We start from the raw sequence: 20,461 nt of genomic DNA on the forward strand, positions 1-20,461 counted from the left end.
CGGTTGCTGCGACCCGCGCGGCGGGTTGAGATGGGCGAATGACCATCCGCCGGGTGACCGACGACGACCGTCTCACCACCAGCTTCCCCCTGGCCGCGTACGCCTTCGAGTCCTCGCCGCTCAATGCTGCCCGCACCGCCGAGTTCCGCGACTACCTGCCCTACAACCAGGGCAACCGGACGCTGATCGCCGAGGAGGGCGGCACCACGTTGGCCGCCGTCTCGGCCATTCCGATGCGACAGAACCTGCGCGGGGTGGTGCTGCCGATGGCCGGTGTCGCCGGGGTGGCAACCCATCCGCTGGCCCGCCGGCAGGGGCACGTCCGGACGCTGCTGCACCAACTCCTCGACGAGATGCGCGACGAGGGCCATCCGCTCAGCGCGCTCTATCCGTTCCGGCCCAGCTTCTACGCCCGATTCGGCTACGTCGGGCTGCCCAAGCCGCGCCGGGTCACCTTCACGCCGGCCAACCTGGCCGCGCTGCTCCGGGTGGACCTGCCCGGCGAGGTCGGCTGGGAACGCGTCGCCGCCGGCTATCCAACGTGGCGGGCGTTCACCGAGCGCAACCTCCAGGAACGACACGGCTTCGCGATCTTCCCGGACTACCGGGCGGTCGGTATGCGTGACCGTGACGAGTACTGGCTGCTCACCGCCCGGGTGGGCGGGGAGGTCACCGGCGCGGTGACGTACCGGATCGACGAACACGGCGGCACGCTGCACGGCAACGAGCTGCTGGTCACCGACCCGCTCGCGCGGGCGCTGCTGTTGCAGTTCTTCGCCCGGCACGTCGACCAGATCGAGCGGATCACCGTCCAGGTTCCGCCCGACGAGTTGCCCGAGCTGTGGCTGACCGACCTGGACGTGCACGTCGAGGCCCGCACGGCCGTGCCGGGTTCGTCCGCGCCGATGGCCCGGCTGCTGTCGCTGGACGCGTTGAGCGGGCTGCCCGCCGGCCCGGGCCGGGTGCGGATCGAGCTGACCGGGGACCGTTGGTTGGCCGGCACCCACCTGCTCGACGGCACGACCGGCGCGCTGGAACGTGTCGACGACACCACCGGCCGCGCGCCGACCGCCACGCTCACCGCCGCCGGGCTCTCCGCCCTCGCGTACGGGGTGCTGGACCCGGCCGAGCTGCCGCTGCGCGGTCTGGGCGAGGTGCCGGCGGACGCCGCCACGGAACTGCGCGGCCTCTTCCCCCGCCGGGTGCCGTATCTCTTCGCCGACTTCTGAGCCCTCCTCACAATCGGGTTTCCCGCCTCGGCGACAGTGGGTACGGTCCCGCGCATGCCGGAGTGGTTACAGGCGGGTGGTTGGGGGCTGCTGGCCGGATCGGCGCTGCTGATCGGGGCGGCGGTCGGCTGGTTCGCCCAGGTGCCGCAGCGCGTCATCGCGTCGATCATGGCGTTCGGCGCGGGGGTTCTGCTCTCCGCCGTGTCGTTCGAGTTGATCGCCGAGGCGCACGCGCAGGGCGGGCTGCTGCCCACCGTTCTCGGCGCTGCCGTCGGCGCTGTGGTCTACACAGTTGCCAACCTGGTTCTCGCTCGGCGCGGCGCCCGGCACCGGAAGCGGTCCGGCGACCAGCAGCCCTCCGAGGGCGAGCAGCCCGGCTCCGGGTCGGCGCTCGCCGTCGGCGCGCTGCTCGACGGCGTACCGGAATCGGTGGTGATCGGCGCCAGCCTGCTCAGCGGCGGCGCGGTCAGCCTGGTCACTGTGGCGGCGGTGTTCCTCAGCAACGTGCCGGAGGGGCTGTCCAGCGCCGCCGGCATGCGCCAGGCCGGCCGCACCCGACGGTACGTTTTCCTGCTCTGGGCCGGGATCGCGCTGATCAGTGGCGTCGCCGCGCTGGTCGGCAACACCCTGCTGGGTGGCGCGCCGCCGGAGGTGCTGGCCGCCATCACCGCGTTGGCCGCCGGGGCGATCCTCGCCATGATCACCGACACCATGGTCCCGGAGGCGTTCGAAAACGCGCACCTACTGGTCGGGCTGGTCACGGTCGCCGGCTTCCTGACCGCCTTCGCCCTCTCCCACACCTGATGATGGCGTCTTAGCTGTGCATTAAACCGGCCCGGCGGATTCGTCGCGATGCCGTCGCGGCTCCTAGCATCACGTGGTGCGCATGACGTCGCTTGCCGTTCTCCTCGTCCTCGGTGTCGCCACCGCGACCCTGCCCGCCTGCGCGCCCGACGACCCGGCCCCCGCCTTCGAGGCCGGCTCGACCGTCGCGCCGACGGCGCCGCCGACCGGCGGTCAGAGCGAAGCGCCGGGTGCCCGCGACGGCCTCGGCGGCCCGGGGGCCAGCGCCAGCCCGAAGCCCGCCAACAAGGTGCTCGCCGCCGGCAACCCGAACGGCAGGGCCTCCGTGCCGGCCGAGGCGCAGGCGGTGGACACCTCGAAGCCGACCCGGACCATCGGCACCGGCACCCCGGCGAGCTGCACCTCCGCGGCGGTCGTGAAGGCCGTCGCGGCCGGCGGTGTCATCACGTTCAACTGTGGACCGGCCCCGGTGACGATCAAGATGGCCGCCACCGCGAAGGTCCGCAACGCCAACGGCCCGAAGATCGTGCTGGACGGCGGCGGCACTGTCACGCTGAGCGGCCAGGGGCAGCGCCGCATCCTCTACATGAACACCTGCGACGAGGCCCAGGGCTTCACCACCTCGCACTGCCAGAACCAGGATCACCCGCAGCTCACGGTGCAGAACCTCACCTTCGCCGAGGGCAACTCCACCGGCGAGAAGGCCGAGGGTGGCGGCGGTGGGGCGATCTTCGTCCGCGGTGGGCGGCTGAAGGTGGTCAACTCACGCTTCGTCCGCAACCGCTGCGACCGCACCGGCCCCGACCTGGGTGGCGCGGCCGTCCGGGTGCTGAGTCAGTACGAGAACAAGCCGGTGTACGTGGTGGGCAGCACCTTCGACGGCGGTTCCTGCTCCAACGGAGGGGCGCTGAGCAGCATCGGCGTGTCGTGGGTGGTGCTGAACAGCCTGCTCAGGAACAACGAGGCGATCGGCAGCGGCGCCAACCCGGCCAAGTCCGGCACGCCCGGCGGCGGCAGCGGCGGCGCGATCTACTGCGACGGCAACGAGTTCACCGTACGGATCGCCGGCACGATCATCGAGAACAACAAGGCCAACGAGGGCGGCGGCGCGATCTTCTTCGTGAGCAACAACCGCACCGGCACGATGAAGATCGAAAACTCGACCCTGCGCCGCAACCCCAGCGCCAAGTTCGAGACGCGCGGCTTCCCCGGCATCTTCTTCCTGGGCGCCCGCAACCCCACTGTGACGGGCTCCAAACTGAGCTGAGGCCGCGTAGCTCAGTAGGGGTTTCCTTCGCCCGGGGGACGGGCGCGGAGGAGGGCGGCGGGGCGGCCGGGCAGGTCCCGTGCGCCGGACATCGGCGGGCTTGCCGTGTGGTCGCCCTCGGCCATTCCGGCGAAGAGTTCCCTGAGCGCCGTCAGCGCACTGATCTTGGGCTGCCAACCCAGCTCGGTCTCCGCGCGCTCACTGGACATCAGCGGGGCGTTCAGACCCAGCTCCACCCAGCCCGCGTCGACCGGTTGCAGCCGCGCCCGCCAGGTCAGCGCCGCCGCCGCCCGCAGCACCGGCGCGGCGACCGGCACCGTCCAACCATGGAAGTGCCGGGCCACCAGCTCCGGAGTGAGCACCGGGTCCGCGGCGACATTGAAGGCGCCGCGCGCATCACCCAACACCGCCCGGGCGTACGCGTCAGCCACGTCATCGGCGTGCACCGCCTGCATCCGCAACCGGCGGTTCGTCGGCACCAGCGGGATCCGGCCGAAGCGCAGCAGCCGCACCGGCGCCAGCGGGCCGAGGAAGTAACGCGTGATCTCCGCACCGGCGGCCCGTTGGAAGATCAACCCGGGTCGCATCCGCACCACCCGCAGCGTCGGGTGGTCCCTTTCGAGCCCGTCCAGCAGCGCCTCGACCTCAGCCTTGTGCTCGCTGTACGACGACCCGGGCACACCTGTGGCCGGCCACCGCTCGCTGATCGGGTGGTCCTTCGGGCCGGGCGCGTAGGTGCCGACCGACGAGGCGTACACCAGAGCCGGAACACCGGCCTGGACCACCGCGTTGATCACCGCCCGGCTGCCCTCGACGTTGGTCCGGCGCAGCACCCGCTGGTCGTGGCTGGGCTGGATCTGCCAGGCCAGGTGCACCACCGCGTCCGCACCCGCGAACACCTCGGCGAGCTGCCCGGCCGCGCCCGGCGCGCCGATGTCGCAGGAGTGCCACTCCACCTGGTCGTACGGCTCGCCGGCATCCGGGCCGGGCAACCGCCGAACGACACCGGCCAGCTCCACGCCCCGTTCCCGGCGCAGCCGCCGCAGCACCGCCGTACCGACGTTGCCGCTCGCCCCCACCACCACGATCCGCATGCCCGACCCCGTACCCGCCCAGCAGCAGCTCAACCACCCCCCAGCCCGCCGCCCGCGCGGCTTGATCCACTCGACTTCCTGCAAGTCGCGGCATCCGCGCGCCCAGCACAGCCCGACTTCCGGGATCCCGAGCTGATCCCGCCGAAGTCAGGTCCCTGTCATCGCAGTCGAGCGGTGTCCGCAGGTCGGGCAGGCGTCGTCGAGCACTCGTCGACGTACGGTCCGGTGTCGGGCGGCCTGGCCGGCGAGGGCCGCTGCCAGCAGGGCCGCGCCGACGAGGAGGATCGACCCGGCGGTGACGGCAAAGGCCGTCGGGGTGGGTCCGCCTCCGCTGGTACCCCAGGTCGCCTGGCTGAGCTGGTCGGCGCCGAAGAGGCCGGCCGGGGCGGCCAGCAGCAGGGTCGCCCAGAGGCCGACGTCGTCGGCTCGCAGGGCGCGACCGAGGCCGACGAGCAGGACCAGTGCGAACATCAACCCCCCGGCCATCGCCAGCAGTTCGGGGGTCGAGCCGTACGAGGTGAACATGTTCCCGCCGTTCTCGGCGGCGCTGAATGCCACCGATGCGGCCGTCACACAACCGGCCGTGAGCGGCGGCAGGCTACGCGCGACCCACCCGGGATGGGAGGGCAGCGCGAGCGTGGCCAAGCCGAGCGCGACGGCGGGGACCAGCACGAACAGCGGTGGCCCAGGTTGTCCGGTGACGGCGGCCACTGGTGGCACGGCGACGGTCAGTAGGAGGCCACCGGCTGCGACGGTTCGGGCCCAGTAACCGGGCAGCGCCATGGCGGTGAGGCCGACGACCAGCCAGCCCAGCCAGATGACAGCGCCGAGGGTCTGGAACGGACCAACCGGGTCCAGCCTGGCGAAGCGGGGGTCTTCGAACTCGACCTGCAGGAGCAGGAAGGTCGCGACCGCGACGAGGGTGTTCAGCGCCGCGGTCGCGGTCAACGGAAGAGCCGCAACCAGCCCGAGAGCGCCGTACCCGCGCAGTCGCTCCCGGAGCCCGGCGCCGAGCAGATCGACGGCGTCGTGTGGGGATGGCCAGCGCCGCCCCGGACCGACGGTGTCGAGGTATGTCCCGACGATCTCGTCGCCCCGCTCGGCCTGGTAGTCACCCGGGTAGGCCCACAGCAGCCGCCGGTAGCGGGACTCCAGCGGCGACCCGGCCTGTTCCTGCGCGTGGTTGGGCCGGTTCATGCCGGGCCTCCGGTCGGTCGAAGGATGGGATGGGCGGCCGTGCCGGGGATGTTGAGAGGGCCGCGTGAGGTGCCGTCGGCGGTGCGGGTGCCCGCCGGTCGGGCACGTAACCGCTGCGTGGCGGCCTCAACGTTGCGGCGCAGCCGTTCGGCCTCGGCGCTGAGCACGGAACGGCCGGCTTCGGTGAGCCGGTAGTAGCGGCGCAGCCGCCCCTCGACGACCTCCTCGTGGTCCCGCTCGACCAGCCCTTCGTCGGTGAGGCGGTCGAGTGCGCCGTAGAGGGTGCCGGGCCGCAGCGCCAACCGCCCACCGGAGAGGGCCGCCACGTCGCTGACGATGCCGTAGCCATGCATGGGTTCCCGCGCCAGGGCGGTGAGGATCAGGAAGGTGGGTTCCCGCAGCGGCGCCGGTGTAGCCATGGCGTCAATATATCGGCGATGAAGCTATACCGGTGACAAAGCGGTGCCGAAGTTTGCCCAAGGTGTGCCCACACCGTCGCGGGCGTAGATCGGCATCGCTCCTCTGGAGCGGGGGCGGACATCAGCCGGGGCGCAGACGGTCGGGTAACCTGAGCGCGCGGGCCGCTAGCTCAATGGCAGAGCTGTGGACTTTTAATTTCCAGGGGCGCTCTTTGTCCCCGCCACTTACCGTAACGCGTTTTCGTCCGGACCCTTGCGCCCGTGTCCAGGAAAATGCCGCCACGTATCAGCAGGTCAGCTCGGTCGTTACCCATTGTGTTCGCCAGGTCTGCGATTGCTCGTGGTCGAAATCCAGACTCTAGGCTTGTAATCCCTCCAGGGCCGCTGGCATCCGATCACCCATGGAACACCCATGGCCCCGCCATCCACCCTGCCTGATAGCTCAGGGGGTAGCGATCTGGCAACTCTCGGACTTAGCTCACGTGTCGGCCGAATTCCGCCGCTGAGCCTGGCATGCTCGTTCCTCTTCCGCCACCCTCTCTTCTGCGGCAGAGAGGGCTTTTATCGCTCGTTCGGCGACTCGACGGATCCCGGAGAGAAACATAGCGCCCGTGTCATCCGTATGGCCGTCTCGCCTAATTGCGGCGGGGATAGCGACTTCCAGCATGCCTAAGAGGAAAGTAGTGGCAAGCTGTGCTGGTACAACCAGCCCCAGATTAGTGGGGCCGCATGCCAGCGCAACTTCATCACCACGAGTAACGAAGTTCTCGTGCCAACCTTGCGAGCCGCCGTGGATGTGACTGCTGGACAGACCGTAGAAATAGTTCAGCTTCGTTGTCACCAATCCGGAGAGCCGTGCCATAGAGATAGGCTTATCGTCGGGAAATAGTGGCCCGGCCCATCCGAACATGGACTTGAATCGTTTCCCGTAGCGCCCGATAAGCTCGTCGCGCTTAGCGTCGAGCGCCGCCAAGGTGTCAGCATCGAAATACTTCTCCGGGTCCAATGCTCCGGTGGCAGTCAGCTCGTCGGCGACCGACCGGATAAACACTTCATGGTGTCGAACGTACATCTCCACCAGCTCAGGATGATCGGCTCCCGGACTTGCGTGTTCGGCCAGCACGGATGCGATGATGACCAACTCCTGCATGGTGCGAACGCGAGTGAGAGCTCCGCTGGGATAGCCACCCCGCAGCAGCCACGTCACCTCGTCGAACGCGAGCATGGTTCGGGCAAAGAGTCCCCGGACAACCTCATAGTAGTTAGCAAATTCAAGGCGGTCGGGATCGTCCTTCGAGGCGCTTTCGATGGCACCGTGTGCCCATTCGGCAGCCTCAAAAGCACACACGTGGAGCATCACCATCGCATCCAGGCCCGGCTGGTAGCGCTCGCCCAACCGATCGCGAAACGCTGAGCGCTGCTCCGTGTTGGCGGCAAGGCTCTCACTCCACGTTAAATCCAGACGGGCACGGAAGCGCCTTAGGCGTTCTTCGTCGACGGCCTCCTCGGTAGTGCCGAAGGCGAACTCCACGTCATGCACTGGCTCATTATCCCGGCGCGGACAGCCCTGCCCAAGTCCATAATCCTCGGAAGGCACCTTCGAGGGTCAAGGTTGATCCGGCGTGGGCGATGCCGACGTGGATGCGTTGAGCGGCGATGACCAGGGCTCCGCGGCAGCTGACACGGCGTTGAACCCGGATCGGTTCGGGTGTCGGGGTTGGTGGTGGTCCGGCGGGGCGGGCGGCGCGGATGCGGGCGATCTCGGCCGGTGCCAGCGGGTTGGGCAGGCTGCGTAGTAGGACGCCGTCGGCGGTGATCTGCTACCACCCGCAGCGCACTCGAATTAGGGGCGAGGGATACCAGATCTTTTGTCGCTTTTTCGCTGGCGTGGCGCAGTTGCGCTTCCGACCTTACCTAGCGAATTCATCTGCTCGAACAAGGTGATCGCCTCAGCGACCCGCCCCTCCGACCGATAAGCGACAGCCAGCTCGTTGACCGTGGTCAACGTGTCGGGATGATCGTCGCCGAGGACCCGCCGACGGTTGGACAGCACCTGCTCGAACAAGTTGATCGCCTCAGCGACCCGCCCCACCGACCGATAAGCGACAGCAAGCTCGTTGACCGTGGTCAACGTGTCGGGGTAGTCGTCGCCGAGGACCCGCCGATAGTCGGCTAGAACCTGCTCGAACAAGGCGATCGCCTCAGCGACCCGCCCCACCGACCGATAAGCGCCAGCCAATTTGCTGACCGAGGTCAGGGTGTCGGGATGATTGTCCCCGAGGACCCGCCGACGGTCAGCCAGAACCTGCTCGAACAAGGCGATCGCCTCAGCGACCCGCCCCACCGACCGATAAGCGCCAGCCAGGTTGCTGACCGAGGTCAGGGTGTCGGGATGATTGTCCCCGAGGACCCGCCGACGGTCAGCCAGAACCTGCTCGAACAAGGCGATCGCCTCAGCGACCCGCCCCACCGACCGATAGGCGCCAGCCAGGTTGCTGACCGAGGTCAGGGTGTCGGGATGATTGTCCCCGAGGACCCGCAGGTCGTCGGTTACCGCCTGCTCGAACAAGGTGATGGCCTCAGCGACCCGCCCCAGGGACTTGTAGGCGTAGGCCAGGTTGTTGACGGAGGTCAGGGTATCTGGGTGGTCGTGCCCAAGGACCCGCCGACGGTTGGCTAGCACCTGCTCGAATAAGGTAATCGCCTCAGCGACCCGCCCCACCATCAAGTAACCGCCAGCCAACTCGTTGACCGAGGTCAGCGTGTCAGGGTGATCGTGCCCGAGGATCCGCCGACGGTTGGCTAGCACCTGCTCGAACAAGGTAATCGCCTCAGCGACCCGCCCCACTGACTCGTAGGCGTAAGCGGCCTTGCTGACCGTGGCCAGCGTGTCTGGATGGTCGTCCCCGAGGACCCGCCGACGGTTGGCTAGCACCTGCTCGAACAAGTCGATTGCCTCAGCGCCTCGCCCCACCGACACGTAGGCGTAAGCCACGGTGCTGAGCGAGGTCAAGGTATCTGGGTGATCGTCCCCGAGGACTCGCCGGTCGTCGGTCACCACCTGCTCGAACAAGGTGATCGCCTCAGCGACCCGTCCCTTCGATCGGTAGGCGTTAGCCAGGTTGCTAGCCGAGGTCAGGGTGTTGGGATGATCGTCCCCGAGGGCCCGCTCGTCGTCGGCAACCACCTGCTCGATCGATGTAGTCGTCTCAGCGGCCGGATCGCGTACCTGCAGCCGAGAAGATTCTCGGGCATCCGGCAATAGCCGCGGCGCGGAAGTTCTTGCGACGGCGCGGAGGAGGTTTATGGCCAGCCCGCTTCTCGCAGTAACACCTATCGAGTAAGCCGGGGTGTCTCTAGCCAGCGCAGCAACGAGGTAGCGAGCGAAGGAAGTCATGCCGGCTCACCGCCTGGACCAACAGTGCTCTGACTCGTTGCTGCGGTCTCGGGCGCAGGCTGTCTCGGCTGGTGAGGTATGAATGTCTGCCCAGCAGCGTCTGGGGACGCCAAGGCTGGAAATTGGCGCGCTAGCTGTTCGACGATCAAAGGGGCAGCAACCCCGGCTGCGAAGGCACCGAAGGTTCCATTCACCACCTCTGCCTCGACAGCTATGGTGGCAACCCCGCTGCTCACCCCTAGGCGGATGACCACTGAAGTGATGAAGGGACCGAACGGTGGCTCCCCGCGGCGGCGCCAAGGCCAGTTCTTGCAACGTCTGACTGCTGCAGCGAATTGAAGCCCTTCCACTGCAAACCCACCGAAGCATCCGACAGCAGCGGCGAGATACCAGACCATACGCGAGAGACTACAGTCCCCCTCCCAGGATTGGAGTCGATAGATCGACGCCCGCGTGCCATCCCGTATGCCGTCGACCCGCCCTCCTGGGGAGCGGGTCGCCGCCCGAGCCGCCACGTCAAGCGGATCTTGACGGCTCGTTCACGCGCTGGCGGCTCGGGCGGGGTTCTGCTCGGCCTGGCAGGGTCGATGGCAGGCGGGTTGGCTGGTTGATTTTGATCGTTCGCCGCTCCGAGCCGGCTCCTTAGCCATCCCGTTGGCCTTCGTCCGCAGACTGCGGAGTCGGTGGGACCTGCCCGGTCAAGGTGGAGCAAACCACTGTCTGAAAGACCTTGACGGGGCGGCCCCGGTTGCGCAATCGGCGGAGCGGAGCCGCGTGGTGGCGGTCCCCGCGGTGTCGGGCTCGACGAGCGTCCGGAAAGTAAAGCTGCCGGTCGATCAGCGCGTGGCCCTTCGCTGACTGGTAGGCCACGAACGCCCCGACCTGGCAGTTCTCCGTCCGCCCGCCGGTGCCCGAATACTGGCGCTGCAACCCCGCCGACCGGCTGTCCTTCTTCAGGAACCCGGGTGTCATCGGCGACCAACACACCGTCCGAATCACCGAGGTGCTCAACGACGTAGTCCCGCACATCGTCAAGGACCGCGTCGACGTCCCAGTCCGCCCACCGCAACAACCTCTACATCCCGTCCGGCGACACATCCCGGCCTGCTCAGCAAGGGCCCAGCCGTTCTTGCGCCCCAAACCCGAGACCAGCCCACACAAGTAGCGACGCACCCGCCGCCGTGGTTCCGACCGGCGAAACCGAGGCCCGATCCGGGCATGCCACCGGTCGAACTCGCCATGCCACTGATCGATATCCAGGTCCGTCGCAGCAAGACCAACGAACGCAAGTTGAACTCGATTCGCCTACTGCCGTTGCAGTATTAGTTCGCGGGGAATAGCCGACCTGTCTCCGCACCCTGGGCGTCGAGGAGCACTAGGACCTGACCGTCGAAACCTGCTCGTCTGGCCGTCACGAGCCATCCTCCGACCGACGCACTGCCTGTGCAAAACATGAGCGTGACTCCTCGTGCGGTGGTGAGTAGTGTTCCGCTGGCAGCGGTGATCCACCGACCGCTCTCGTCGTTGCAGCCGTCGGATCCGCGCCATTCACCGTCGGCCGTGAACTTCACGTACGCCGCTTTGTGCCCGGTGCGGGGTACCCAGCGACCTGTCAGCCGGGTTCGGTCCACCGGCACCAGTGTCGCCGGTAGGGCGACCGCTGGTCTCAGTTCCCGGCGGGCGTCGTCGGTGACCACCGGTGGTTCCAACAGGTCGTCGGCCTTGTCGGGCTCGGGGGTCGGTGTCGCCCCGGGGATCAGCCGGGCGACCGGTTGCGCTCGTGCGTCCAGGAGTACGGGTAGCCCTGCGCCGTCGAACTGGTAGGCGGTGACGCGGCGCAGCCATTCGGGGGTTTCTTGACTGGCCTTCGCACAGCCGGGGATGCCTTCGACCGCGGCAGTGGAAGCCGTGAAGATGTCCGCGAGGAAGGTGCCGTCGCTACTGGCCCGCCAGGATCCGCCCACAGTGCCGCAGCGGCTGCCGATCAGGTCCAGATCGCCGTCCGCGAGGCGCAGGATCGTGCCCGCGCCGGGTTCGGCAACGTCGACGATCGTCCAGGATCCGATCAGTGATTCCGGCGCTAACGGCACCACAGGCCCGCTAGTTTTCGAGATCGGCCGCGGGTTCGCGGGCTCCGGCTGGCTCTGCCGGCTGCATCCGGCGAGCAGCACACCCATCACGACCAGCGTCGCGAGGCAACCCCGTCGCGCCACCTCGGCTCCTCCGTTCGGGCTCGGGCCAGGTTCTGGGTCTCGCGTAGCGAGTTACCGAACCGCCTGCTCCCATTAACGGCCAGAAGGGACATCGGGTGCGCCCGGAAGTCGTCGAAACCCCGGTACGCCGACGTCGGCGCGAAGACTTAGGTGCACCGCTGTGGTGGACTTGGCCGGCACGACGGCTAGGGCGGGCGCGCTCGCCCAAGACTCGCTCGCCTCGCGCCCAGAGGCGAGGAGTCCTCACAATCTCGGCGCGTGTCGATAGCGCTCGGTCGCGCCTCGACGTTCCTCGGCCCCGCTACCGTAAGGGAGGTGGAGCCGCAACCGCGCGTACTGCCGACCGCCGACCTGCAAGCGATCTTCGGCGTTCTTGTCACCGTGCACAGCCGCCTGCTGGCCGACCAGTTGCCCGCAGACCTGACGGCTGCCCTTATGCAGCGGCTCATCAGGCACGGGCCGCTGGCCGAGGGAGCATCGGCCGGCGAGATGAACGCCCTGCTGGCTGACCTCTGTCAGCGTATGCACTGGGCGATGTCAGAGGGTTATGGCGACTACCCGGAGTCGATGCCGCGGCGAACCATCTACGTCGTGGAAGTGCCCGAGGAAGCGGTCGACGGCTGCATGACCGCTCTTGTTGGGCAGGGTGGCCAAGAAGTTGCGCTCCGGCGGGTGGACGAAACCGAGATTCCTCCGAACATCAGACAGATTTCGGCGACCTTCGCGGACCTCCCACCGGATCCTGGCCACCAGGTCCGAGTAGATCATCTCTCGGTACTTGCCCAGCGCTATGGGGGCCGATTCGCTGGCTTTGGCGGATGACCCAGCAATTCCGTCAGCGTTGACCGATACACAATTGACGTGAGCCACGCCGTAGGCGGAAGGGAAAGGCGTTCTTCGGCTGCAGCTACCGCCGGTGTCGCCAATAGGCCGGGTCGAGAGAGCAAGCGCGTGCCCCTGCCGCTGAGGTCGCCGAGAATCCGAGATCACCCCGCGCGCTCGATTGCGGGCGTGGCCGATGATGACGGTCGTGCCGGTGATGAGCTGCGATCGCGTCAAAGGGCGAGCCGGCGCGCCTACCCCTTCGAGTAGTCCTGTCAGCTAGCGCATGCGTGACCGTGTAGTCGTCTACAGCTCGCCCAGGATGCGCGTGCGTTGCTCGGCGTACTCGCCATCGCTGATCAATCCCTGCTGGTAGACGGTTGCGACCTGGCGGAGGCGATCGGCGATCGGGCTGGACGGTGCAGTTGTCGGGTCGGGGTATGACTGCGCGACAGGGTTGTCGGGATCCAACCCGACAACGTGCTCGACGATCGGCGCGCTGCCTGGAGATCTCGTGGGGTCGACGGTGCCGGCGATGCTCCAGAAGTGTTCGTCGAGGGCGGTGGCGCTGCTAGCCGCCCCGATGAGGTGGCGCAAGGTGTCGGGTTCGCAGTCCAGCACGGTGGTCAGTCGAGTGGCGTGGGCGGGGGTGGGTAAGAGGCGCCCAGCGAGGACGTCCATCGTCACCGTGGTGGCGATGTCGGTCCTGCTGGCCAGCTCGGTGGGAGAGATGCCGGTGAGCTCGGCGTAGACACACAGATAGCGGGCCAGCGCGCGGCGCGCCGGTGGCGCCTGCGTGTCGATCCCGGCGACGAGAAGCCCGAATCGGACCCGACGGCGGGTGGTGGGCAGTTCTGGCAGGTCGATGACCGGCGTTGAGCGCAGGCCGGGTGCGGCCACCAGTTCGAGCGCGACGCACTGGCGTGCGTACTCCTCGCGGATCGTCGCGACCTCCGCGGCGATGGTACGAACGCGCAGCAGTTCCTCCCGTGTCTGGTGGAACTGCACTTCGAGTTGGTCGGCGTGGCGGACCGCTTGGTTGCGGGCGTTCTCCGAGGTCCGCAGGTTGCTGACGTGGCGCTCGCTCTCCGCCCTGAGCCGTTCCTGCAGGCGGGCGACTCGGCGTTGCAAGACCGGAATGACGGGTTCGCTTTCCGGAACGTTGCGCTGGCCTGGCTTGCCCGGAGGGCGGCTTACCGGACCGTTATAGCCGTCAGGGAGCTGGCCGCGGGCGCACTGGTACCAGCCCGCAGCGAGGGCCCGGATGCCAGCGGTGTCGCAGCTGTCGGGCAGGCAGGCGATGATCAGCTCGGTCATCTCCCAGGTCGGGCCAAGGCGGTAGCGGCTGAGCTGCTCGGACAGCTTCTGCCGGTTGAGACCGGGGTAGTGCAGCCCCCTGTTGCGGGCGTGACCGAGGATCTTCGCCTGCCCGCCGACGCCCAGGTAGGCGTCGATGAGCCCGCGCACGTAGAGGGTGTACTCGGCGGCGTCGGGGTTGGCGCACCGCTGGCGGATCGTGGGCTCGTCGACGGCGTACGGGCGGGCGTTGCGGCGCGGCGCGGGGTGCTGGCCGGTGCTCATGCGGTCGTCCTTGATGCACGAGGGTGGCCCGACAGCGGTCCATGTTGTCGGGAGTTGGTCCGGACTCCTTTCCCGACATTAGGGACGTCGAGGAAAGTTATCCGCGCCGATCGGTGCTGACTGGCTGGTCGGTCAGGGTGCTCCGTGCTGCTTGGTTGAGCGCCGGGTTAGCGCGGAGCACACGCCATCTATACATCATGCGAGAAGGCGGTGACAGAGTGCAGCCCTCAACGAGCATTCGGCGGGTTACGGCCAGCCTTGGCGCACTAGTCGTGCGGGCATGGCAACGCCAAGCCGGCGGAACCAGTCGTCCAACCCGACCGGCGCGTCATCATCCCAAGCACCGTCGTCCACGTCCCTGGCCGCGGCATCCACGACGGCGACGTCCCTAGGCGCGGCAGGGTCGTCGAGCCACCGCGTTAACCACCGGTGACGTGCGCCGCCTCGGCGATCGCGAGGCCCGAACGTCTCGCGTCCAGCGTCGAGGGCGGCGCGCCCAGCGAAGCAGCTATGGGCGGTAGCCGAACCGGATCTCGCGCCCATCCGCCGATCATGCGGTTCGGTCTCCGTCAACTGCCAGGCCTTCCATAGGGCTCGCCTGCCCCAGTCGTACTGTGAACTCAGGCCCTCGACGTCGGGTGAAGGGGACAGCGATATGACGGCAGTACGCGCGGCGATGGGCTACCGCGCCTGGTGCGGAGATCCGGGCGCCGTCACCTAGTAGCGGACCCGGCCCATCAGGCGCGAGCGCTCAGAATGGCCGTCTGCGCACTCGTGCGACTGCATCGCAGACGGCAGCAGGGAGGGTGGGAGAAGTCAGTTGGGTACCGACTACAGGGGCGGCGACGGCCAAGAGATGGGTGCCGCCGAACGGGCAGCGCAGGACGCGTTCGCTCAGTTCGTGCGCCACGCCGTTGACGCCGCCCATGACGAGCATGACTGGTCGATCACGCACGTGGCGGCACGTAGCGGCGTCGGACGCTCCACCATCTTCCGGTGGCTCTCCGGTGACTGGCAACATCACCCAGAGCTACCCAAGGTGCGGGCGTTCTGCGCGGCCTTGGACCTCCCGCTCGGCGCTGCCCTGCGGGCCCTCACCCCGCTGACCTACAAGACACCGCCGTTACCAGAGATGCCCGCGGCGACGGCGATGGAGGTGCTTCTTATCGCCGTGCGCGACCGGTTTATCGACCCCGGCACCACCTCCGCGGAGAAAGAGCACATTCTCGCCGCCTTGCACCAACTCGCGCGTCGGACAACCTCGCGCGCCGGATGACGACACACCGATGAACTCCCATCCTGAGGAGTGGCTGGACCGACGTCGCGCAGTCACGCGCACCAGCCGGCTTCGACTCACGCTGAGCCGCGGACTGATTTCTGACTCTTTCGGGCGCATTCACGTGCGGCGGCGGTGTGATCTCCTGATCGGCATGTGGAACACGCTGCAGGTGAATGTGTCGTTGGACGACTTGCTGGCCCGACCGGCAATCGGTCCCGGCTACCGCACCCGCGATGAGGCGCACGCCCAGGTGCAGCAGTTCCTCGACGCCGATCCGGCGTTGGGCCGCGCCGCCGGGCAGTGGCGGATGGATGTGCAGCGCGTCCGGGTGGGCTCGCAGACGTGGACGATCTACGAGTACGACGACGAGCCGCAGAAGGCGGCCTTGACTTGGCTCAATGAGTACCTTAGGAGTTTCCGTGAGGCTGGCGTCAGCATCCGCGTGGCGACCTTGAGCAGCTGATCGCCCTGGCGCAGCGAGCACAGGTCGTGACGTTCTCGGCATGTCACGCGACCCCATCAGCGGTGCAAGACCCGAGGTCGTCGAGGGTCCGTTCGCCGTTGTGCCCGAACGGTGGGTGCCCGAGGTCGTGGGCCAGGCAGGCCGTCTCGACGAGGTCCGGGTCAGCGCCGAGCGGGCCGGCGATAGAACGGCCGACTTTCGCGACGGCCACGGAGTGGGTCAGCCGGTTCAGCGGGTGTGGGATGGCGTCGGGTTCGAGGGATTGTGTTTTGCCGCGAAGGGCACGTAGAGCCGCGCTGCGCAGCAGCCGGTCCTTGTCCCGCGATGCCCACCCCGCGTCGCCGTTGGCGTCGGCGGGATGGCGTGCTGTCGTTGTCTGGCATGGTCGTCGTATCCGGCGTTCATGCGCGTGTCCTACCGCTCGTTCCGGGTCGGTGAGGTGGGTCAGGTGCCGGGGGGTTCACCGGCCGCGCCGCTGGCAGTGATCAGCGCGGTGATGTCCTCCTGGGTGAGGTAGCGGGTGTAGACGGGATCGCGGACCAACTCCGCGCGGGTGCGGCCTTGCCAGCGGGATTCCAGGAACATCATCCGGCCCAGCAGCAGGGCGTGAATGACGTATCGGTCGAGGCGGACCGACTGCCCGGCGTGGTGCCGCCGCCGGAGTCCAGAGCCACCCTCGCAACCGATCGGCGTGACTCGATCCCGGTCGCAATTCGATCTAGTGTCCATCCCGGTGATCATCGAATCACCGGCTGGTCGGGTCCATGCCCGTTGCGATCCTGGGCCATCGAGCCCTCAAGCGAGACCGTGCGCCCGACCAGCACCACCACGCCCCTTCTCTGAACTGGACAATCTTGAAGTATTACGCGGGCCTGGACTGGGGCGAGAGTCATCATGACGTGGCCGTCATCGACGAGCATGGTCAGCTCCTCACCCACCTACGTGTGGCTGACGACGTTCACGGTCTGGCTCAAATCCTGGCCGCCCTCGCCGCGGTGCGGCGCAACCGACGCTCGATTCCGATCGGAATCGAGACTGGTCGTGGTCTGATGGTCGCCGGCCTGCGTAAGGCGGGTCAGCCGGTCGTCGTGCTCAACCCGACGCAGGTAGCCAACTACCGCAGCCGCCTCGCTGCCCAGCGTAAGAAGTCCGACCGGGGCGACGCCCACCTCCTCGCGCACGTCCTACGGGTTGACGGAGACGCCCACCGACCCGCACCAGCGGCATCGCCTCAGGCCGCCGCGCTGCGAGAGCTGACCCGCGCCCACCGACAGGCGCTGCACACCGCCAGCCTGTTGGCGCGGCGGCTCCGATCGGTGTTGCGCGACTACTACCCCGCAGGGGCGACTGCTTGGGCGCATCTGCCCGGAGGCCTCACCAGGCCGGAGGCCCGGACCGTCCTCACCGCCGCTCCCACCCCAACGCGCGCGGCCCGGCTCACCCACCGACGTCTGGAAACGCTACTGACCACGTCCGGACGGACCCGGCTCATCACCGCCGAGGCCAGCCGACTGCATGAGCTGCTCCACACCCGCGCACTGCGCCAACCCGCCGACGTCGAAACCGCGATGGGACACACCACCACCGCCCTGCTGACCCAGCTCAACGCTGCCATCGCCTCGGCGCAGACCCTGTGGACACAGATCGACGCCCTGGCAGAGCAGCACCCGCACACCGCGATCTACCGCAGCTTCCCCGGCATGGGCCCGCTCCTCGCCGCCCGACTGCTCGCCGAACTCGGCGACGACCCACAACGATTCCCCACCGCCCGCAACCTGCGGGCATTCTGCGCGGCCACACCAATCACCTGGGCCAGCGGCACCTCCCACAAGGTCAGCCACCGCCGCAAAGCCAACCCGATCCTGGCCGAAACCGGCCACCTCTGGGCCTTCGCCACCCTCACCCGCTCCCCAGGCGCCCGAGCCCTCTACGACCACCGCCGCGCCACCGGCGACCGCCACCCCGCCGCCCTACGGCGCATCTACGCCCGACTCCTCGGCAGCCTGCACCACTGCCTACGCACCGGCACCCTCTACAACGAGGACCTCGCCTTCCCAGCCCCACCCGACTCCGCGGCGGAGAAGGGGACGTAAGCCGGGAGCCGGGGCAACGCCCAGGATCACCCTGGGCCCACGAGCCCTCGCGCGGGTACGGCGTGCCCCGGCTCCCCCTGCCCCGAGTCCACGTGATCAGCCAAGGCGGCACCACTTGTCCGTCTTGTGCTGCCACGAGGGAAGCCTTCAGCGGCCGTGCAGGACGCAGACGACCTTCCCGAGAAGCTGCGCGCTGTCAGCCGGGATCACGCGATAGCGGGGATTGCGCGGAACGAGTTCGACGACCCCATCTCGGACTCGGTACTGCTTGACGGTGGCCTCGTCACCGATCAGCGCCGCGACGATATCCCCGGAGTCAGCCACCGGCTGTTGACGGACGACAATCACGTCCCCGTCAGCGATGCCCGCCTCGATCATCGATTCGCCGCGCACCCGCAGCGCGAACAGCGTGCCCCTGCCGACAAGATCAGCGGGCAGGTGAAGAACATCCTCGACCTGCTCCTCGGCGAGGATCGGCACACCCGCAGCGATGGCCCCCAGCAGCGGAACAGTCACTGCCCCCTTCCGGTTAGGTGCCGCGGCGGCTGCCGGGCGTGCGTCGAGCGCGCGCGGTCCACCCGGGGTGCGGCGGATCAGACCGTGCCGCTGCAGGATCTTCAAGTGATGCGCCACCGACGACGGCGAACACAGGCCCACCGCGGCCCCGATCTCCCGCACGGTCGGCGGGTAGCCATGCTGATCCACCCAACCCTGAATCACAGCGAGGATCCGTCGCTGTCGAGGCGTCAGCGTCCGTAGCGACTCGTCGACTGTCACACCCGCCACCCTACCGCCGGATTAGCTCACTTGTGCTAATCCGGCGGTGTGTCGACTCCAAGGGCAGTGGCTCGGCCGGCCAACTGACGGGCGTGAGGAACACCTCAGCTTGTCGCGCCCGGCACTACACGGCGCCCGTTGCACCCTAGCGCCGACGGGTGGATCGACATGCGGCCATCCGACCGAAATCGCTCGCCATGTGAATCCCCCGCTCGTGGGGTGGGCCGACGCATCGCCACTACAAAGAATAGGGCAGGCAGGCTGAATCCTCGGCGCAGTCACGTGACCCCACATCGGCTCAGCGTCCGGGCCGCCGCCTGGTTGTACTCCATCGGCGGTTGTCTCTACGCTGCCACGGTTCGGTGTGATCCTGAGCCGGAGGGTGGCGCGATGTCGCTGACGGACACCATTGGTGTTGATGTGCAGGCGATGGCGGCGGGTGTGGACCGGGCGCAGCAGGAGGCTTCGGCCGTCGACCATGGGATCGAGCAAATCGCTGTCCGGGCGGTAGCCTCCGGCTTTGCTGGCGTCTCGGTGGGGTTGGCTCGAGTACGAGAAGTGCTCGGGCGGGCTCGGTCTGACCTGGCGGAGGCCGGTGGCGTCTTGGGTGAGGCGTCGCGGTCGCTGGGTGCCGTGGCGCAGCAGCCGTCGCCGCAGGAGACGATCGCCGCGCTCACGCCGGTGGTGGCCGCGCTGACCGCCGTCGACGGCCACGTCGCGGCGGCGGTCTCTGCGGTCGATGACGCGCGACGGTTGGTCACGGCCACCTTGCAGGGAGGACAGCCTGGTCCGACGTTGGCGCGGTTGCAGCAGGTGCTGCAGGTCCTGGTGACTGTCCGGGCACGCGGAACGGGGGCCCGGCAGCATGTCGATACAGCGCTGGCCCAGGCTCGGCAGGTCGGTGACCTGGGAAACTGATCACGGGCGGTGGTGGCGACACCGGCCGACCGCCCGCCACACGCGACACGGCTACGAGTGCAACAGACGAGCCGGCGCCGACTGAGCCATTGCCCGAATGGCTGATGGATGCCGCTCGTGACCTGCCTCGACGGCAAGCGAAGGACCCGACCTCCGGCGTGGCGCTGATCGGTGATGAGCGCATACCCATGAGGTCTGGCCGCGACCCGGCCGCCGCCGCCGACCTGAAGCCGGCCTACAAGCTCATCGCCACCACAACCGACCATCTGGAGGCCAAACTTGCCGCCCGGATGCGCCGCGACCGCATCCCACAGGCGGCTGTGGTGACGAACAATCGGCCCTGCGACTACACGCCCTACGGCTGCGAGAAGATTCTCTCCCGGCTCTTGCCGGCCGGCACGCGGCTGGCCGTCTACGTACGCGACGATGACGGGCAGGTACGCCACTGGCGTACCTACACCGGCAACGGAAAGGCGATCGCATGAAGGTGACCTGGACCTACGACCGGGGCGAGCAGCGCGACAACCACGAGGTTGAACTGACCGACCCCAACGCCTTCGAAGCTCTCCTCCGAGAAGTCCAGCAGGCCGGCGAACCCGTTGTGCTGAGCCTGGTCAGCGACACCACCGACGACCCCGACGACCTGCCACCCGGCATGCAGATCGGGCTCGGTCACCCCACCCACGCCTTCGCGGTACACATCGCCGACGACGGCGCCTACCTCAACGACCCCACAGCGCAAATCCCGGCCGACGGAGTGGCATTTGACCTCGGTGGGGTGCCCACCGAGTACCAGGCCGAGGACCTGCAACTCCGGCCCGAAACGGCAATCCAACTGGCAGTCACCTTCCTCAAGACCGGCGGCGAACCGCCGGAACTGACGGCGATCGTTGAATGATCGAGTAGCG

The 20,461-nt window shown here is 68.2% G+C and carries 20 protein-coding genes and 1 pseudogene; 10 read left to right on the plus strand and 11 right to left on the minus strand.

Annotation, left to right across the window (positions count from 1 at the left end; translation table 11 throughout):
• The first annotated feature begins 38 nt into the window (after window positions 1-38).
• The 3 genes from ABZS40_RS23215 (at window position 39) to ABZS40_RS23225 (ending at window position 3,300) form a co-directional block, all read left to right on the plus strand.
• Complete coding sequence (locus ABZS40_RS23215) at window positions 39-1,229, plus strand: GNAT family N-acetyltransferase (RefSeq protein ID WP_354945442.1); 1,191 nt, start codon at window positions 39-41, stop codon at window positions 1,227-1,229.
• A 54-nt stretch (window positions 1,230-1,283) separates the two neighbouring features.
• Window positions 1,284-2,033, plus strand: coding sequence for a ZIP family zinc transporter (locus ABZS40_RS23220; protein WP_354945443.1), 750 nt, complete (start codon window positions 1,284-1,286; stop codon window positions 2,031-2,033).
• Between the two features lie 82 nt (window positions 2,034-2,115).
• Window positions 2,116-3,300, plus strand: coding sequence for a hypothetical protein (locus ABZS40_RS23225; protein WP_354945477.1), 1,185 nt, complete (start codon window positions 2,116-2,118; stop codon window positions 3,298-3,300).
• 11 nt (window positions 3,301-3,311) lie between these two features.
• Here ABZS40_RS23225 and ABZS40_RS23230 read toward each other — a convergent pair whose 3' ends face one another.
• The 7 genes and pseudogenes from ABZS40_RS23230 to ABZS40_RS23260 form a co-directional block, all read right to left on the minus strand.
• Entirely contained in the window at window positions 3,312-4,394 is a 1,083-nt protein-coding gene (locus ABZS40_RS23230) for an NAD-dependent epimerase/dehydratase family protein (protein ID WP_354945444.1), read from the minus strand.
• Between the two features lie 147 nt (window positions 4,395-4,541).
• Window positions 4,542-5,591 (minus strand): GlsB/YeaQ/YmgE family stress response membrane protein, encoded by a 1,050-nt coding sequence (locus ABZS40_RS23235; RefSeq protein WP_354945445.1) that lies wholly within the window; start codon window positions 5,589-5,591, stop codon window positions 4,542-4,544.
• The gene (locus tag ABZS40_RS23240) at window positions 5,588-6,010 is read right to left on the minus strand and encodes a helix-turn-helix transcriptional regulator (protein ID WP_354945446.1); all 423 of its coding nucleotides are present in this window, start codon (window positions 6,008-6,010) and stop codon (window positions 5,588-5,590) included. Before ABZS40_RS23240 ends, ABZS40_RS23235 begins: the two co-directional genes overlap by 4 nt.
• Before the next feature lie 478 nt (window positions 6,011-6,488).
• Entirely contained in the window at window positions 6,489-7,550 is a 1,062-nt protein-coding gene (locus tag ABZS40_RS23245) for a DUF5677 domain-containing protein (protein WP_354945447.1), read from the minus strand.
• A gap of 303 nt (window positions 7,551-7,853) precedes the next feature.
• On the minus strand, window positions 7,854-9,197 hold the full coding sequence (locus tag ABZS40_RS23250) for a tetratricopeptide repeat protein (protein WP_354945448.1): 1,344 nt from the start codon (window positions 9,195-9,197) through the stop codon (window positions 7,854-7,856).
• A gap of 1,023 nt (window positions 9,198-10,220) precedes the next feature.
• Window positions 10,221-10,667: pseudogene (locus ABZS40_RS23255) on the minus strand (transposase); the annotation flags it as partial.
• Between the two features lie 62 nt (window positions 10,668-10,729).
• Window positions 10,730-11,620 (minus strand): META domain-containing protein, encoded by an 891-nt coding sequence (locus tag ABZS40_RS23260; RefSeq protein WP_354945449.1) that lies wholly within the window; start codon window positions 11,618-11,620, stop codon window positions 10,730-10,732.
• A 315-nt stretch (window positions 11,621-11,935) separates the two neighbouring features.
• On the opposite strand from ABZS40_RS23260, the gene ABZS40_RS23265 reads away from it, so the two are divergent.
• Window positions 11,936-12,442: a hypothetical protein gene (locus ABZS40_RS23265; protein WP_354945450.1), complete on the plus strand. Its 507-nt coding sequence runs from the start codon at window positions 11,936-11,938 to the stop codon at window positions 12,440-12,442.
• Window positions 12,443-12,748: 306 nt separating this feature from the next.
• Here ABZS40_RS23265 and ABZS40_RS23270 read toward each other — a convergent pair whose 3' ends face one another.
• Complete coding sequence (locus ABZS40_RS23270) at window positions 12,749-14,023, minus strand: hypothetical protein (RefSeq protein ID WP_354945451.1); 1,275 nt, start codon at window positions 14,021-14,023, stop codon at window positions 12,749-12,751.
• 820 nt (window positions 14,024-14,843) lie between these two features.
• Between ABZS40_RS23270 and ABZS40_RS23275 the strand changes: the two genes are divergently transcribed.
• Together ABZS40_RS23275 and ABZS40_RS23280 are read left to right on the plus strand one after the other, a co-directional pair.
• Window positions 14,844-15,299, plus strand: a complete 456-nt coding sequence (locus ABZS40_RS23275) for a helix-turn-helix transcriptional regulator (RefSeq protein ID WP_354945452.1) — start codon at window positions 14,844-14,846, stop codon at window positions 15,297-15,299.
• 10 nt (window positions 15,300-15,309) lie between these two features.
• Window positions 15,310-15,765, plus strand: coding sequence for a hypothetical protein (locus ABZS40_RS23280; RefSeq protein WP_354945453.1), 456 nt, complete (start codon window positions 15,310-15,312; stop codon window positions 15,763-15,765).
• A 43-nt stretch (window positions 15,766-15,808) separates the two neighbouring features.
• On the opposite strand, the gene ABZS40_RS23285 is transcribed toward ABZS40_RS23280, so the two are convergent.
• Complete coding sequence (locus ABZS40_RS23285) at window positions 15,809-15,976, minus strand: HD domain-containing protein (protein ID WP_354945454.1); 168 nt, start codon at window positions 15,974-15,976, stop codon at window positions 15,809-15,811.
• 233 nt (window positions 15,977-16,209) lie between these two features.
• On the minus strand, window positions 16,210-16,494 hold the full coding sequence (locus tag ABZS40_RS23290; protein ID WP_354945455.1) for a hypothetical protein: 285 nt from the start codon (window positions 16,492-16,494) through the stop codon (window positions 16,210-16,212).
• A gap of 125 nt (window positions 16,495-16,619) precedes the next feature.
• Here ABZS40_RS23290 and ABZS40_RS23295 point away from each other — a divergent pair, with 125 nt between their 5' ends.
• The gene (locus ABZS40_RS23295) at window positions 16,620-17,858 is read left to right on the plus strand and encodes an IS110 family transposase (protein ID WP_354945456.1); all 1,239 of its coding nucleotides are present in this window, start codon (window positions 16,620-16,622) and stop codon (window positions 17,856-17,858) included.
• Between the two features lie 147 nt (window positions 17,859-18,005).
• On the opposite strand, the gene lexA is transcribed toward ABZS40_RS23295, so the two are convergent.
• Window positions 18,006-18,635 carry a transcriptional repressor LexA gene (gene lexA / locus ABZS40_RS23300; protein WP_354945457.1) on the minus strand — a complete coding sequence of 210 codons (630 nt, stop codon included), beginning with the start codon at window positions 18,633-18,635 and terminating at the stop codon, window positions 18,006-18,008.
• Between the two features lie 390 nt (window positions 18,636-19,025).
• On the opposite strand from lexA, the gene ABZS40_RS23305 reads away from it, so the two are divergent.
• The 3 genes from ABZS40_RS23305 (at window position 19,026) to ABZS40_RS23315 (ending at window position 20,451) form a co-directional block, all read left to right on the plus strand.
• A complete protein-coding gene (locus tag ABZS40_RS23305; protein WP_354945458.1) occupies window positions 19,026-19,553 on the plus strand; it encodes a DUF6244 family protein in 528 nt (175 codons plus the stop codon).
• An 89-nt stretch (window positions 19,554-19,642) separates the two neighbouring features.
• Window positions 19,643-20,038 carry a DddA-like double-stranded DNA deaminase toxin gene (locus ABZS40_RS23310; RefSeq protein WP_354945459.1) on the plus strand — a complete coding sequence of 132 codons (396 nt, stop codon included), beginning with the start codon at window positions 19,643-19,645 and terminating at the stop codon, window positions 20,036-20,038.
• Window positions 20,035-20,451 carry an Imm1 family immunity protein gene (locus ABZS40_RS23315; protein WP_354945460.1) on the plus strand — a complete coding sequence of 139 codons (417 nt, stop codon included), beginning with the start codon at window positions 20,035-20,037 and terminating at the stop codon, window positions 20,449-20,451. Before ABZS40_RS23310 ends, ABZS40_RS23315 begins: the two co-directional genes overlap by 4 nt.
• Window positions 20,452-20,461: the final 10 nt, after the last annotated feature.

The sequence above is a fragment of the Micromonospora sp. NPDC005324 genome (assembly GCF_040607155.1).
Classification (GTDB): domain Bacteria; phylum Actinomycetota; class Actinomycetes; order Mycobacteriales; family Micromonosporaceae; genus Micromonospora; species Micromonospora trifolii.

Excerpts from the sequence above, each read along its gene's own strand:
- ABZS40_RS23240 (WP_354945446.1), bottom strand. The coding sequence starts at position 6,010 with ATGGCTACACCGGCGCCGCTGCGGGAACCCACCTTCCTGATCCTCACC.
- ABZS40_RS23235 (WP_354945445.1), bottom strand. The coding sequence starts at position 5,591 with ATGAACCGGCCCAACCACGCGCAGGAACAGGCCGGGTCGCCGCTGGAG.
- ABZS40_RS23305 (WP_354945458.1), top strand. The coding sequence starts at position 19,026 with ATGTCGCTGACGGACACCATTGGTGTTGATGTGCAGGCGATGGCGGCG.
- ABZS40_RS23290 (WP_354945455.1), bottom strand. The coding sequence starts at position 16,494 with ATGGACACTAGATCGAATTGCGACCGGGATCGAGTCACGCCGATCGGT.
- ABZS40_RS23280 (WP_354945453.1), top strand. The coding sequence starts at position 15,310 with ATGAACTCCCATCCTGAGGAGTGGCTGGACCGACGTCGCGCAGTCACG.
- ABZS40_RS23315 (WP_354945460.1), top strand. The coding sequence starts at position 20,035 with ATGAAGGTGACCTGGACCTACGACCGGGGCGAGCAGCGCGACAACCAC.
- ABZS40_RS23215 (WP_354945442.1), top strand. The coding sequence starts at position 39 with ATGACCATCCGCCGGGTGACCGACGACGACCGTCTCACCACCAGCTTC.
- ABZS40_RS23220 (WP_354945443.1), top strand. The coding sequence starts at position 1,284 with ATGCCGGAGTGGTTACAGGCGGGTGGTTGGGGGCTGCTGGCCGGATCG.
- ABZS40_RS23230 (WP_354945444.1), bottom strand. The coding sequence starts at position 4,394 with ATGCGGATCGTGGTGGTGGGGGCGAGCGGCAACGTCGGTACGGCGGTG.
- ABZS40_RS23270 (WP_354945451.1), bottom strand. The coding sequence starts at position 14,023 with ATGAGCACCGGCCAGCACCCCGCGCCGCGCCGCAACGCCCGCCCGTAC.
- ABZS40_RS23225 (WP_354945477.1), top strand. The coding sequence starts at position 2,116 with ATGACGTCGCTTGCCGTTCTCCTCGTCCTCGGTGTCGCCACCGCGACC.